Source organism: Carboxylicivirga sp. M1479 (genome assembly GCF_007097485.1).
In the GTDB taxonomy this organism is placed as follows: domain Bacteria; phylum Bacteroidota; class Bacteroidia; order Bacteroidales; family Marinilabiliaceae; genus Carboxylicivirga.
Genome location: NZ_VKDE01000004.1, coordinates 136,895 through 153,868, shown reverse-complemented (window position 1 = coordinate 153,868; position 16,974 = coordinate 136,895). Strand labels below are relative to the sequence as shown.

Here is a 16,974-nt window from a genome sequence, read left to right as displayed (position 1 = left end):
TATTCAATTAACGAACAAATACTTTCTGCTCGTATTGTTTATCATCGCCTAATACTTTTACAATATACACACCTGGCTGTAGGTTCAGTTCATCTTTAAATGATGCGCCATCAAATGTTTGATTAGATATCAATCGTCCATCCAGCGTATAAAGCATTAAGTGCTTCTCCCCTAACCAATCGCAATTCACATGCAGCGAACTTTTGTTTTGAATAAATACATTCACTTCTTCGCTTGCACCTTCGTTCTCATCTTCAATACCGGTTGCTACCTCGGTTTTGCTAAAGTGCAATATAAAGCGCGTATTATTTTCCTGCTCATTGGCTGAGAAAGTATATTCTGTAGTGGCATCCATATCTACAATAACTCCCACCTCTGTATCTTCCAGTTGAAGTTTATAATCATCAACTAAGCTTGATAATCCATCGATTGTAATGGTGTGAACACCTGCAAATTTTGGTTTAAAGCCTAGGGTAACTGAGCTATTCGACACATCCTGCGGAAGCACATTAATCACCAGTGATTTTTCATCAACTACAGAATAAATAAAGGAATAATTACTACTTGTTGTAAATTTCTGCTCCGAATCAATGCGTGAATATGCAAAATCGCCGTTCTCCCTCAAGGCAATAACGCCCTCGTCAGTTAATTCGCCATTATTAAGCTTCACTCTTATTACATCAACATCCGTTTTTTGCGACTTCAAAGACACCTTGTTCACATCATGAACTCGATTACCCTGTCGCATATAAACCATCTGACCATTGTGACTTGGTTCGGTTTGAATGTAGAAGGCCTGCCCTGGAGCAAGAATACCATTGGCAAAAGTTTCAGGTGACGACAAACCTGAGATGGTGTTAAATGTCTCAAAGGTCTTATCGCTATTTCGAGTGGACACCGTAACATAAACCGTTCCGGTTGTGTGCTCAAAATCAGCTCCACTTATTGTTTGCTTTGGTAATTTATAGTACGAAGCATAAGGGTTGGTCATGATCTGCCAATCATCTTGTAGTGGCATTTGATAAGTTGCTAAATTATTTAATGTTCCTACTTGAGTAACCTCAGCACCTGCATAACGAACCTTAAACAGGTACCCTTGCAATTCATTCTGACCACTTAAGTCGTAAGTTCCTACATTAGAGGATACTTTGTAGAATGAACCATCATTAATTAAATCGTACATGGCATAATCATTGGATTGCTCATCACGTATCTTTTCATATTCAGCCATGGTTGGATTAGCAATCGCATGACCAATAAACCACCAACGCTCATTATCATAAGCCCATTTCATCGCAACATTACCTGTAACCGTTCCATGCGTAATTAATGAACTTGGATTGGCATTGGTATTTTCTACAAATAACAAACCGTTAGTAGTTAAATTACCATTAACCGTCAATTGAGCCCCAGGGTTCATGGTTAGTCCGCCCGTATGATTAATGGTTAAATTATTTACTTGAGCAACCAGAACATCATTTGGAATAAAAGGTGCAAGTCCATCATCATTTAAAGTAATATCGGTGCCAGCAGATGGAATAATGCCTCCGGTCCAGTTAGTAACGTCGAACCAGTTACCAGTAGTTCCCGTACCCTTCCACGTAAACGCTGGAATATTTATTGAACCAAATGTGAAATAATTCCCTTCTCCTGCAAATTCATTGAATACAGCTGCCAAATCTGTCTTAACAGTTTGCATAGTTGTATTAGGCGTTGCAATATCCACTTCGCCCCAATTGAAAGCACTAAGCCATTCTACAACTCTAAAGTTTGCATCTGGATTAACACCACTTAAATTATCCCAACGCAATGTTACTTCGGCCTTGCCTGATGCTGGTCCTTGAATACGCCAATATTCATTTTGACTAACAAATTCGATATCTCCACTCACACTATTAGGATCTTTGCTATCATTTCCTGGATTATTATTAAAATATTCAGCTGTCCAATAATCAGCACTACCGGTTATAGTATTACTAATCAACACATCTCCTAGCCTGTCTGCATCTCCAATCGGGAAACTAAAACTTTCTCCGTTATTCACAAGTTTAGTTAAAGGACCTTGAACATACGAGCTAGCCCCACCACCTATAACGGAAGAAGCCGAGGCACTATTAACAACGAATGCATCTTCATTGATATTATAGATGATACCATTCTTTAAATTTAAATAACTATCCACATTTACACTTACTTTCAATTCAATGCCAGCAGGGTTATTCATTTCAAGGTAATCAATTCCGTTTGTTCCAATAAAACTACTTGTTCCATCAATCAACTGAAGAGTTGTACCATTAAAAATAATTTTAGCTCCATTATCTCCTGAATCAAAAGCTCCTCCATTAAAATAGAAGTTTTTCTTCAACGAAATATTTCTGTTGTGTTCGTTAATAGCCTCAACTCCAACTATACTCAAATCACCTTTAACAGATAAATCCAAGTTAGGGAAACGACGTTCGCCAGTACCACTTAATATCACATGGTTTAGACTATTAATATCACTTAAAAAATCATAATCTGTACTTCCTGAAAATTCAATAGTACCGCCGGTTTCTGCAAAAAAGTCGTCATAAACACCAGCTGGCAGGCTTCCCTGATCCTCCAATTTAATTCGTCCTGTTCCGCTCACATCACCAACACGGTGACCAAAAGTAGATCCAATATTTAAGATTCCTGCTGCCTGTACATTGGTTCTATACACTGAAAGGAAATTATTTGGCACATCAACATCGTGAGCAACATAAACGATGGAACCTCTCGGCCCACCTGCAGGTACGGTACCACCAGAAACTGGGTAGGAGTCCCAAATATTTTCATTGGTCCAATCTCCATCCATTATTGTTATATATGACGGAACCTGATCAGGTATAGCTTCATTAATACCAGCTGTATAAGCACCGCTAATACCAGCATCATCAGTACCTGCAAAATCGAAAACTAACTCGTTGGATGATTCATCAATTACTCCAGAACCTGAGAATTTATTCCAATCACCTGTTCCATCTGACAATAGACGAGCTGTGATGTAGTCCGTCACTAAATTAGCACCATCAACATGAGCGTCTTCCAATACAAATTTCATTTTCACCGTAGCGGTAAAATCTGAGATTTCATCAGATTTTAATTCCCAATGGTAATGAAGAACATTATTTGGATCATCCACACTTGGGTGATACTCATTAGCAGGCTTAACGGTTAAACTACCTGTGTTTGTTCCATTATTGGTCATCACCACTGATACAGGAGTATATTTACCACCCGAGCCCATTGGATAAACAAAACTATAACTTGGATCAACACCAAAAGTCACTTTCGGGAATATCTTTTTAACACCATTATCGGTAAATGAGATATTATTCTGAATCATATTATTTGACGAGAAATCTTCAAGACCATGCTCAATGATACATGTTTCAGATAGCAATAGTAAATTCTTATCGATATTAAATATACCTGTTTCTAATCTCAACTTATCATTAATAGTAAACGCATTACCAATAGGTATATCAACTCCTTCAGGGTTAAAAATCGTTAACATTCCAATGACTCCACCACCACTTAATTCTTGATTTAACGATCCCGTAAGATATAATCCCTTGCCAATACCACTATACTCATGAGTTCCAGCAAAATTGACATAGCCCTTAATTGAAATCGTATTTTCATTATCATATATGGTTCCTGCCTGAAAATCAAAAATATTATCAACTGTTAGTTCAGTAGTACCCGTTTGTAATACTAAATCTGAATTCTCAGTTTTTGTTAAATTATAAAACACGGTGTTACCGATAATTTGCTGAGCTGCATTACCTATTAAGGTCGTAGTGTTGTTATTATGAGCAAAATTACCTGCATTGCTAAAATTACCTCCAATATTTAAATCTAAACCATTGGCAGCAAAGCTTGCATTACTTTCTATTTCAAAATTCTCCTCTATTGTTAGAGGCACCGTCAACAAGTTCACACTAAGATTAACATCGTCTTTTAGCAACACATTTTTTAATGGTATTGATGAATAAACGCTAATTCCATTCACACCACTCGTTTGTACCGGATCAAAGGTAATAGTTGTACCAGACCCTATGGAATAATTTTCCGGCTCAAGATACAAGGAAGCAACACTCGCATTGGCTTGTCCATTTGCGATTTGCAATAAACCACCTGAATGTTCGAAGTTACTACCAACACCTAATACCTCAAGTACCCCCCTGGTTCCTTCTGGAGCACTGTACTGACCAACAATAACATCTCCACCTGTTTGTATATAATTTAATATGCCATCATCTGTTGCTAAGCCTCTTCTTATCTGAGAACCAACCGTTAATGCACCCGAACTAACCTCAATGCATGCATTGCCAGAAGCTGAATATTCAATGAAGTTATCACCTCCACTCATATCAACTGTTCCACCAGAAACATAAAGGGCTCCATCTAAGGATATACCAGAATTCCCTAAGCAAGAAGCTGTACCTTGAGTTACCTCAAGTGCTGCTATAGAAGGTATTGAGAAATTATCGCCTCCGTTAGATAATACCCAATTTGTATTATCCTTATTTAGAATTAGAAGTCCACTTTTTAATTGTATAGGTTTTAATTCCGATCCGCTATTTGCTAAAGATCCTAATGTAACTTCAGATAATAACTCAACAGACTCTGCTAATCCATCAGTTTTATTTATAATCAATTGGTTAATCGATGGCACATCAACAAACTCTTCCCAAATTGAATTACCATTTCCATTAAATTCAATATCTAAATAACTCTTAGATTCTGAGTAAAATCCTTCAATTGAGGAGCTAGCACTGACATTAATAATATCTCCTCCTAATTTTATTATATGTTTAGCCGATGTAGAATTCTGCTCTTCCACAATGATGCTTGTGTTACTGCTAGAGTTATAATCAATATTTCCATTTACAGTTAAACTCTTGTTAGCACCGGCCGCCTGAAACTCAACTGTCACACCGCCATTACTAAACACTAAGTCGTCTTCAACTACAACATCAGCATTTAAAGCCGAATTAAGCTTTATGTGGTTAATGTTTTTAAAAAATCGAATATCATTATGCACGGTTATGTCAATTGCAGGCAATGTGATATACTGTATAGCTCCACTAGTTCTTCCAGAATATTCAAATTGAAGAACTGGATATTCTGTTATAGAAGTCCCTATTTCATATCCATCATAATACACATTTGAGAGATTACCACCATCTGCATCATCAATTGCAGAGTTTGTTCCAGGGAAAGCTCTCGAATAAGTCCACAGTGTATTCGGAGCGTTCATAAATTGACCAAAATCACCTAATGGGAGATCTGGACCCGAAACAATAATCTTACTACCATGTGTCTCTGTCAAATAAGGATCAACTATATCCGGATCTAAGTTACTAACTACACCAAAATTACAATCAGAACCATTCTGACCAATCGTGACTGTTGAACTTTCTCCGGATGCATATCTTAAAATGCATAAACGAGCAATATTAATAGCCTCATAATCGTCATGTGTTTCACTAATTGCTACTGCATAATTAGACGATGTGCTACCTACAACACAAATATCACCCGCTGCTGGTAATTGATTCTTATTATTAAGTGGGTTAGCCCCGTCTGCCGTAGTAGACCATGTCGTATAATCGTGCCACTCACCATTTTTTCTGGCATACAGTACTCTTACCGAACCATTTATTCGCGAATTCTGAGCAGCAGTATAATCACCTTCTGTCAATACTCCGGAGCTGTATTTTATTTTATTATTATTTGTGTTTATTGTTCCTACGGTATTCTCCCATGTACTAAAATTAACCAACCTTCCGGCGACATAGTTATTTTCATTACCATCAATATCAACATCTTCATATACCATATCCATTGTAACATCAGGCACAGCCGTAAAATCCAATGGCTGAATATTCCAATAATATTGTAAAGCATTGCTTGTACCTCCTACAAGAGAAGGCTGTGCTTTATTTACTGGATTAACATTAATATAACCCGCTGAAGTAACATTACTCACGGTTACCTCCACAGGTGTATACTTTCCTAATACACCTACAGGAAATCCTAAAACAGTACCATCAGCTATTGATGAATCAACATAAAGTGATAAACCTCCATCAGATGCATTACCATCTGTATAAAACATCTCCTGGGCAGCGTTACCTTTATTTATTGAGTAATTATTGGTTGTACTCTGTTGATGGAAGTAGTCCAACGTTAATCGATGGCTTCCTAAATTTATGCGCCCATGGTAATACGATATTCTACCTATTTTAACATCACTTGTTAGGGTGATGATATCGGTTTTAGGTGCTGGGTTCATTTTAATATTTCCTAATTCAGCACCATTTTCTGTGATGATGCTAACATCAGCATCCTTAAACATGATTAATGCATCAATATGCGTTGTACCATGTTCATAAACCCCAAGCTTACCAATAGACGAAATTTCAATTGGCCCATATAGTCGAAGGGACTGAGCCCCTTGGTCAAGTGTTCCGCCTATTACTTGGGTATTGTTTTTCACCTGTATTAGTCTTGCATAAAAATCATTTGAAACATTAGCCGCTTCTTTCTCAGTATCTGATTGAATTAATAGAGTTTTATCAGCTGGCTTGTCAATAACAAGATTATGCAAGTATAATTCCCACCCATCATCAAAAGGGTGACCAATATAAAACACCCCATCTTCAGATCCGTTAAATGTTGTGGTATTGGTTGCAGATGCATCATACAAATAACCTTTATTATTACTAACCTCAGTCGCATTGGCATCAATTGAGAAATTACGACCAATGGATACATCAAAACCATTATGGTCTAAAAAAGTATTGGCATTTATTGTTAAGTCATTTAATATCGTCAGTTCAGTTTGAAGATCAATTGTTACATCGGCACTTGCATTAGCTCGTTCCACCTCAAAATTATAAAAGGGAACTGTGGTATTAATTTGAAAATTTGTATTTCCGTTAGCCAACACCTTTACCAGACCTCCGGTAACATTGGTATTTGCAGGCGCACTTGAAATATGTATTCCGTTCGGATTATTTGAAGTAGTTCTTAAAACACGCAACTCACCACCAGACATAGTGAAGGACATATCCGAGGTATTCAGATTTAGCATTGCATTGTCACCATCAGGACCATAGTCACCACGAATTTCGACTAAACCGCCAGTCTGTTTGTATGAGAAATCACCACGGGAAGCTGATGAACTAATTCCAATTTGATTAACACTTAATACACCACCATTCACTTCAATTGCACCCGGTGCCTCATCTCTAAAGTTAATTGCTTCTCCTTCTCCCTGGTATAACGTTCCGTTATTAACAAGAAGCTTACCAAATAAATACAAGCCCGTATTCCCACTTGATGTCCTTACTCCATCTGGTGTTCCTGGTGCAAATGACAAGTTGCTGTAATCGGAATTTTCATTGGCCGTAACACTAACATATACGTTTGGACCATCCACTTTTATAGCTGCTGGATAACCGATCGTATAATCACGACCTCCCTCAGTTAATGAAGAAACGTATACCGCACCAGAAAAAGTCAATGTACCGGCTTTCACCCATAGTGCTTTTCTCATTTCAGGGTTATCAATTACTCCCGTATTCCAACCTTCATCATTATCACCAAACAAAGTAAAATAGGCCTTATTATCAGCATATGTTATTAACTCATATGTTCGATCTACACCTTTATCAACAACCATCATGTATAAATTGGTTGTGTTATAACAATCAAATCGGGTATTGCGGGCACCTGTAAATACAAGAGATGCAGCTCCATTCATTGCTCTACTGTTATAATCAGGCACTGTTTGATTCGTTAAACGGATGTTTCCATAATTACTAATATCTCCACCGACTGTTAATACGTGGAAGCCTTTGTGGTAATTACCATAACCTGATTGAGCCGAACTATTGTATGCATCAGCCGTTCCTACACTAATTCCTCCATCAGCTTTTACAGAAATATTCCCATCCACGGTAATATTTAAGGGGTTTAAGTTATCACCATCATTAATTTGCAAAATACCTTGTTCAACAAATAAATTTCCATTGATATTTAGGTCGTTGATAAATGTTAGGCTATTGGCCTTATCATCCAAACTTATTTCAACATCGTAAAATGTTAGTCCACTAGATATGGAAATAATACCCCCATAATACTCTACCGTTCCCTCTCCTTGACCCTTTGTTACAAAATGAGACGCATCACCTGCCGGAAAATTATCTGCAGCCATAAGAATACGACCATTACCATTGATAACTGAGAATGAATGTCCACTTGCCTGCGCCATATCTAAACGCCCCTCAACCGTAAGTTTATCACAAGTCAGGTTATTTACATCCATGGTGACTGTTTTACCAGTTTTAACCACAATATTATCAGTTAACAGGTTTGGATATGCGCTAGCTGGATTATTTGGTAATGACCCGGAAGGATCTAATGTCCATATATCTGAATCAGTCCAATTACCAGAAGCCAATGTATACCATGTTAAACCAGGAATTCCCTCTACGGGACTAGCAGTTGAATTAGTGGTACCTAATGTATAATACCCATCTGCTATATTGGCATCAGCTACATCAAAAGCAATTTGATCGCTATCAGCAGCAACAACACTTGCAGTAACAATTGAGTAATCTCCGCTTGTGCCAGAACGATATAGTAATTTATAATTGACTAAATCACCTGGGTTTTGACCACCAATACCTTCTGGCAAATCAAAAATAATTTTAGCATCAAAGTTTCCTGTCTTTTGAACATACCAATCTCTTTTCCAAGCTTGTGCAATACCACTTGGCATATCAATAGTTGTAGGGCCATCGTTCACAACATTATTATGCGCAAAGAATATAAAGTCTCCATCACTTAATCCACCATTATCCTGCACATAAAACCCAGCACTTTGCGATAGAGGAAGAGTTTCGCCACTTGCTTGCCCCATTCCAGTTAAATCGCCAATGTAATTGGGATTTGTGTAGGCGTCATTAGCAATTGTTAAATTATATGTCTCGGCTAAATAATTTTCAACAACAATACGTTGAGCAGCATTAAGTTTATCGCCATAAACAATTAATTCAGCAATATCTCCATCCCAACCAGCACTGGCATCCTTGGGACCTTTTCCAACATAACCTGCAGCAGTACCACTAATCGTTCCTGTAATAGGATTTCCACCATACGACAATGCATTGGTAACTCCATCGAAACCAATACTAATCTGATCTCCAGAGTTCCACCAAACGGTAATAAGCTGAGCACTGGTTGATTGAACATTTGAGCTTGTTTCTATTTGAGATGAATTCCCTGCACGCAAGCCTATTTTAACGACATCATCACCACCTCCTGAAGCACCTCCAGAATCATAGCGTATAGCAAACTGATCATCACTACCATTGGGAGATCGTGTATCGAAAAATCCTCTGTCGGTATTTATTTGGTTGGAGCGAATAATGGCAAAGGTTGTTAAACCACTTAGTCCATCAAAATAACTGTCCATATCATCATCTGTCAAATGGTCTCCTGATCCATCAAATGAAATAACAGCATTCCCATTTATTCCTGTGGTATTGTTATACAATGGTTGATTGACACCATTTGTTTGAATAAAGTCATGCCCATTCCCTGATAAATCACTCCAAGTGGATAGTTGGTCATTGTTGGACAGGCCTGTTAATGCAGCAGCTTTTAACCAAAGTACATTATGAGGATGCCCATTACTTCCATCACTATTTCCAATGCCTGCTGGACCTGATTGAGCTGAGGCTAAATGCCCACAAAAAAACAAGATATAAACAACAGTTAAAACCTTAGAGTATATATGCTTCATACTAATAATTTTTCTTTACAAATAACTTTACAAGCCATAATAATCTGCAAAACTACAATTATTCCGTATTCTAATACTGATATAACGCATGGAGGTTATCAGCAATCCACACACCACCACTATTAACCACTATTAAACAGCACGTTACTAAAATCAAGACACATAATATTATTTTGATTTTTTGACAAACAGCTCAATTATGTAGATTAATAACGAATGTCAAGCTGCAAGGGTTCAAATACCATAAAACCACAGGTACATATGACGAATTGCCGTTTTATTATGACGAACCAACCAAAAACTTACATCAAAACAATAAACTCACATAAAACTAATTATCACCCACTTACACACAACAATAAAACATCAAATACGTTATTAAATAGTGATAATAACAAGAAAGCATAAGCATGAAGAAGATTCTGATAGTTGATGATGCACCGGACAGTAGATTAATTTTAAAAAGTATGCTTAGAAACTATGATGTAGATGTAGTTGAGGCATGCGATGGCAATGAAGGTTGGAAAAAGATTGTTGCAGAGCAACCAGACCTAGTTCTACTTGACCTTCACATGCCCGAGAAAGATGGTTTTACCATATTAGAAGATTTGGAGGAAGAGTGGATGGGTATACCAGTCATTGTGGTATCAGGAGATACCCAAGACGAAACAATTGATGCTTGCAATTATTATGGTGCTAAAGCATTTTTAAAAAAGCCGGTTATTTTAGAAGAGTTCAAAGAAGCGATTAAAGTATTACCCCTCTAAACTATAATCTTAAGCCCGAGCTAAACTATCGGGCTTTTTTATACTCATTCATCGCATAACAATAGTAAAGCATCGCATCTTGATGGTCCTTTCTTCGTGTTCGCTTCGATACCACCTTGGGTCTCCATCGGTTCAACTACGCTCCCAGCGAGGCTGATCCCTTTCAGGTACGCTTCTAGTATCTGGCTGATACCTCCATGGATCAGGATCCATTAAGCCATGAGGTTTTATAACCACGAAACTCAAAGTTGCATAGTATTGCACATTATAATGAGAATATAAACAGGAAACTGAGAGTAAAAAAGCTCAATAAAGTCCCTTTATTTTTTCGATAAGCATATCCAAAGTAAAAAGACAAAAAACGCCCAACTAATAAAAGTCGGGCGTCTTTAGTTATATCTGATTTTATCTACTTCACAAATACCTTTTCCTGATACGAATGATTGTCGCTGCTTATTTTAACAATGTATATACCTGGTAAAACATCAAGTTGCTCTTCATACACTTCTCCTTCAAACTGCTTCATCATCACCAATGAACCAGAAACAGAATAAACCCCTACAGTTTTCTGCCTGATGTCCCAATCGCACTTAATGGTTAATGAATTTTGTTCTTTTATATAGATATTAACATAGCTATTCGCTTCATTTATATCGCCAATATCAGTTGGAACTTCTGTTTTAGGCATGTTAAAATGCAAGACAAAGCGATCATCAACATCACCAGCCTCGGTTGTAAATTCATATACCGATTGACTATCCGATATTGACGTTACAGCCCCCGTCAACTTATCTTCAAGCACAAGATCATAAGCATTAGTTAGTGATTCAACACCTTCAATGCGCAATACATGCTCACCTACTTTGGCTCTGATACCAACTGCTTGACTATAGTTTTCACTGACACTTGGCAATACGTTTATCACTGCCATTTTGTCTCCAACAAGTGAATAAATGTAGGACAAGCTATTCGTATCAAAACGTTGCTCTGAGTCCATACGAGAAAAACCAGTATCACCATTTTCTCTTAAAGCTACAACTGCTTCATCGGTTCCACCACCACTATTGCTTAACTTTATACGAAGTACATCTTTTATTGGAGCAGGTGCTGTCTTCAATGACGTTTTGCTAACATCGTGAATTCTATTGGCGGCACGCATTGACATGGTACCGGCACTGGCCGTTTTCACATAAAACCCTTGACCAGGTGCTACAATACCTTTAAATGCTTCGGGCGAGCTTAGTCCGGTAAGAGTATTGTATGTTTCAAACGTTTTATCGCTATTACGTGTTGAAACCGTTACATACACAGTACCTGTAGTATTCGCAAAGTCAGCTGTTGGTCCCGTCTCCATTGGCAACTGATAATAAGATGAATAAGGATTGGCTATAATTTGCCAATCACTTAAAAGTGTACGCGTATACTCAGCATCATCATTAATCGTGCCTGTGTGAACGACTTCACCTCCTGTATTTTTTACTTTAAACAAGTAACCTGCTATTTCATCGTCAGCTCTAAACAAATAAGTATCTGCTTTAGCGGACAACTTATCGTACGTGCCACCATTTAAATAATCGTAAAGTGCATAGTCATTACCTTGACCAGTTCTAATATCTTGATAACTGCTCATGACAGGATTAGTTATTGGATGACCTATAAACCACCAGCGTAAGTTATCGTAAGTCCATTTAAAGGAAATATCACCTGTTACAGTACCGTTGGTAATTAAGGAAGCTGGTTTGGCATTGGTGTTTTCTACGATTAAATCACCATTGTTAGTAATGTCGCCATTTATTGTCACCAAACTACCTGAACGTATTGTTAATGAAGCATTATCAGAAATCTCTATATCATTCATATTTGCCGCACCATCTATTATTGGAAAGGCATCATTAAAATAAGGATGTTCGGGTATATAAATATCAGTACTCCCATTAGGCACTGATCCTGTTGTCCAGTTGCTAGAAACATTCCAATTCGTATTCTGTCCTAACCATCCTTCGGAAGCTATTACAATTGAGTAATCTTCAATTTCTCCATTTGAATTAGTGCATGGATTGCCAGTACTACTTCTTTGTGAAAAACGCACTCTCATTCTTGTAGTACCAGAAGTTGCATTAGCAGGCACTGTTAGCTGCCCAGACAATACTTGTGTTCCTGTACGATTAGTGTTTCCAATTGAAAAGCCCTCTCCACTATCAGCGAAATCATCATCACCATTCCAGTCGACCCATACAATTGCATAACCAGTACCAGAATTATTACGAACTCCAATAGTTACATCATAAGTTTCCCCTTTGGCAAAACTAGCAGTCTGATCAAGATATTCTACATAACCACCATCATCTCCCGTTACATTGTTAATACTCTCAATAATAACATTCGTAATATACCTATCTGTAGAGTTATTGCTTGGTTGGCAATAATTACTAATGGTTACAGCATCCGATATATTTGATGTAATACTTGCTGAAGTAGCACTTAGAGTAACAGTACCTGTTTCGGTAAAAGTCAAGTCCGCAAATATGGCAACACCATCAACGGGCGATGCAATTGCATTAGTCATAGCTAAAAAACCACTTGCCCCATCATCATTCGTAAGCACTATATTGGCAGCATGCTCTAAATCAATATTCCCATTGATATCAGTGGCAGCTACTTCAGGAGCCTGACCAAGAACGGTATTAATTGTTGCATTAGATGATGGCTGTTGCGAAAAACGAAGTTCGGTTGCAACAACTTCTATTGGTATTGCGCCACTCTGAGTATTGCTTAACTTAATAAAGTCATCTCCAAGACCTGTCACCATATCACTCCCAGACACTTGAAAATCAAAACTATCGCCATCTGAAATGTCGTTAACATTTAAATCAGACTTCAGCCATACTTTTAGTAAATAATTTTCTGCAACATCCTGATTCTCTAATAAAATTATGTCTGTTCCTGTAAAGGTTATTCCAGAACTCAGGATCGTCCCTTGCATTCCTTCTGCCGGCAAATCCGTTCCGAACAACCTAGCTCCTTCCAAAGCATCACTCCAGTCCGCGATGGTATTTCCGCTACCTTTATTTATTACTAACTGTTGTATACGTGTTATATCATTATATCGCGAAGTCTTATCTGTTAGGTCAAATGAAAAAACATCCACAGCCTCAGCTTGAGAATTTGCTATCGATGAAACTGAAGTAGTTAACTTTTGTCCATTTGTGATTCTGGATGTAGGATCATAAATACCACCTACTTCAATATTATCAATACAAAATGCAGGTGAGTAATATGCCGATCCGGTGCTATTCCATCTAAACTCAATTGTTTGGACACTACCAAGAAAAGCATCCAGATTAATTGATTCAGAAGACCATGTACCTCCTTCCCCTGAATACTCTTGGCCAACTTGTGTAGAACCTATAAAAACTGACCCATAATCATATGTAGGATTACCTAAACTCATCCAATCAAAAACTAAATAGGCAGTGTGTAAGTCTGTTAAATCAACACTAATGGACAAGGTAGCCCAATAAGTTCCTCCATTTTCATAATAACCTGCGGTAGAACCATCTGCCGTAATATACGATGATCTAATACCGCTAGATGCAACATCATTTCCGCCAAGAAGCCATGAAGCGGAGTTAATATCAGAATGAGAAAACGACCACTCAGGATAGCCATCCGAACTATCTTCCCAATCTTCAAACATTACTGATACTTTTGCAGGCGTATTAGCACTCACCTCAATACCTGAAGAATATATACCATTACGAGACGACCACGCTTTATAATAGTAAATTGTACCATAGTTAAGCGGAGAATGATCGAAGGTTAAAATATCTCCGTGATAGAGAATGGTGCCGCCACCAGGTAACAGATCACCTACATCATATTCGACACCCTCCTCAGGCACATCAAAAATCCCATCTTCAGACCATGCTATTAATAAATCATCGCCATATGTATTCTTTACCCATTCAAGGTTATTTAAGAGATCATTTGAATTAGTTGCTGAAAATGAAGCAGGATTAGCAATTGTACCAGAAATCTTGATATCATCAATAAGCAACCCAGGATTCTCTGGACTTCCAGATGTATTATTATACCAACGGAAAGCTAGCGTACGTATGTCATCAGCATAAGAAGATACATTTATCTCTTCCGTATTCCAAGACCCAGAAGCATCTCGATACTCTTGATTTCCTGATATCCTAAAACCATCTAAATAGCATTCTCCGTAAGCCCTATCTCTTCGTCCATCGGCTTTCCACTGAAAGGATAACTTTGCTGTTTCAAAACCTCTTAGATCAACATCCAACTCTAAATTTGTATTAGTCCATTCTGAATTATCATAAGCAGAAGTAACACCCTTGTCAAAAGAAATGTATGCTGACTTTGAACCACTGTTAGCATCTGCGCTTCCATTAACCCAGTTATTGTACGATACAGCGCTAAAATTCCATTCCGAAACATCACCTTCAAAATCTTCCGAATAAGGAAGGTTGACAGGTATTGTCACATTTTCAGTAATGGAACTGGAGTATGCATTACTACTAACAGACCAAATTGTATAATTTAAAATACCTGAGAAACTCCCTATGTGTGAATACGATGTGCCAGAACCAACATAAATAACCCTACCACCGCCATCGAGATAATCGCCAACAGCGTAAGAAACCCCACTTTCCGGTCGGCCAACTGCGCCAAACGATGAATAGGCAATAATTACATCATCATTATCAGTACTTTTAGTCCACAAGAGGTCAACTTGCTCTGAAGACACAGCTGAACCCGCAAAGCTCTGCGGACGTGCAACATCACTTCCAGTAATTCTTATCTCGTCGATGCAAAGACCAGGATCAACACCAGAAGTCCAATCACAGTAGAACCATACGCCTAAATCAAAATCACTATTTATATATCCTGAAATATCGATAACCTCCTCAACCCATGCCTCTTGACTCACCAACTCATCACTTATGGTTGTATTGTTTTCATAAATACGACCATAATCATACCCTGCTTCAGCAACACACTTCCAATAAAAAGATATTTCGGCACTCTTAAATCCAGATGGAATAGTAATACTCTTTTGTAGTCCAGCCCATCCATTGCCCGTTTCATCATAAGTTGCTGAATTACCACCATCTTCGGATATGTATGCAGAATTGCTTCCAAGGTAAGATTCTGCAGAGCCTATTGCCCAACTATGATCTCCGGATAAAGAGCCTAATGTCCAACTATTGGCATTTCCATTTTCAAAATCCTCATAAAATATATCTGCCGAGGTAAGGCCTTTAACGGTAAGTTTTATCTCCTTAGAGTATTCAACAGAAGCATTAACAGACCAAATACGAAGATAATTACTTGCACCTTCAACAAAACTAGTATAGATAAGGTCGGTTTCACCAACACTCCCAACAAAAATAATTTCCGCACCATCACTTAAAGTTGAACCTACCGAATAACTTGTACCATCAACCGGTTTATCTGTTGTATCCGAAGAATACATAGCAATGATTACATTATCATTGTCACTATTTAATGTCCATGATAAATCAGCACTTGAGCCGGCTAAGTTAGAGTAAGTAAAACTACCCGGAGCATCAACTGAACTAATTAGGCCAGCATCGGAAACCGCATTATTTAAATCTGTATTACCTGATTCATCATTGATAAAGTCGGTTTCGTCACCTGTGGAAACGCCCATCCAACCAGGGATATCAATGGTCGCATCCGGATCCAGCACATAAACATCTCCTGAAGAGCTACTTCCTCCGGACATAGTAATATCACCACCTACTACCACATTACCTGTTGAACGAATAGTTGTATTACTTAAGTAAGCATCTCCAGCAATTACAATATTTCCGGCTAGTCTTGTTGAACCTCCTCCATAATTATAAAAATCACCATGAACAATCAGGGTGGCTCCATCCTGAACCCTTAGCTCTTGGGTTGCATATAAATTTCCAAATATCTCAACAACAGCACCACTTAGTATGCGATCACTACTCCAACCAGAATGCGTATAATTTCCATTTACTGTAAATGTCCCACCTATTCTCCCATCAGCAGCAGATGTAAAATCTCCTGCTGTACTTACACTGCTATTTGCTGCTATAGACCATCGTTGATTAATACTGCTCCCTGCCGCTATAACAGTTCCATCTGCATAAGGATTCTGTGCCTTCACTACTGTCCCCCACAGAAGTAAAGTCATTAATAATAAAATGCGATTACATTTCATAGTGTACTTTTAGATTTCAAGGTTTAGAATTCAAAACCAGTTCAAACAAATGAGCTGGATATTCGAAAGTATTACACGTCACCCGTTATAAAAGTTACACTATTAACATACATTAACGTTAGGTG

General features: G+C 37.9%; 3 protein-coding genes. 1 reads left to right on the top strand and 2 read right to left on the bottom strand.

Annotated features, from left to right (window positions below):
* Positions 1–7: 7 nt before the first annotated feature.
* Positions 8–9,844 (bottom strand): T9SS type A sorting domain-containing protein, encoded by a 9,837-nt coding sequence (locus FNN09_RS04120; protein ID WP_143300214.1) that lies wholly within the window; start codon positions 9,842–9,844, stop codon positions 8–10.
* Between the two features lie 410 nt (positions 9,845–10,254).
* Between FNN09_RS04120 and FNN09_RS04115 the strand changes: the two genes are divergently transcribed.
* Entirely contained in the window at positions 10,255–10,611 is a 357-nt protein-coding gene (locus tag FNN09_RS04115) for a PleD family two-component system response regulator (protein ID WP_143300213.1), read from the top strand.
* A gap of 409 nt (positions 10,612–11,020) precedes the next feature.
* Here FNN09_RS04115 and FNN09_RS04110 read toward each other — a convergent pair whose 3' ends face one another.
* The gene (locus FNN09_RS04110; RefSeq protein ID WP_143300212.1) at positions 11,021–16,849 is read right to left on the bottom strand and encodes a GEVED domain-containing protein; all 5,829 of its coding nucleotides are present in this window, start codon (positions 16,847–16,849) and stop codon (positions 11,021–11,023) included.
* Between the last annotated feature and the right edge of the window lie 125 nt (positions 16,850–16,974).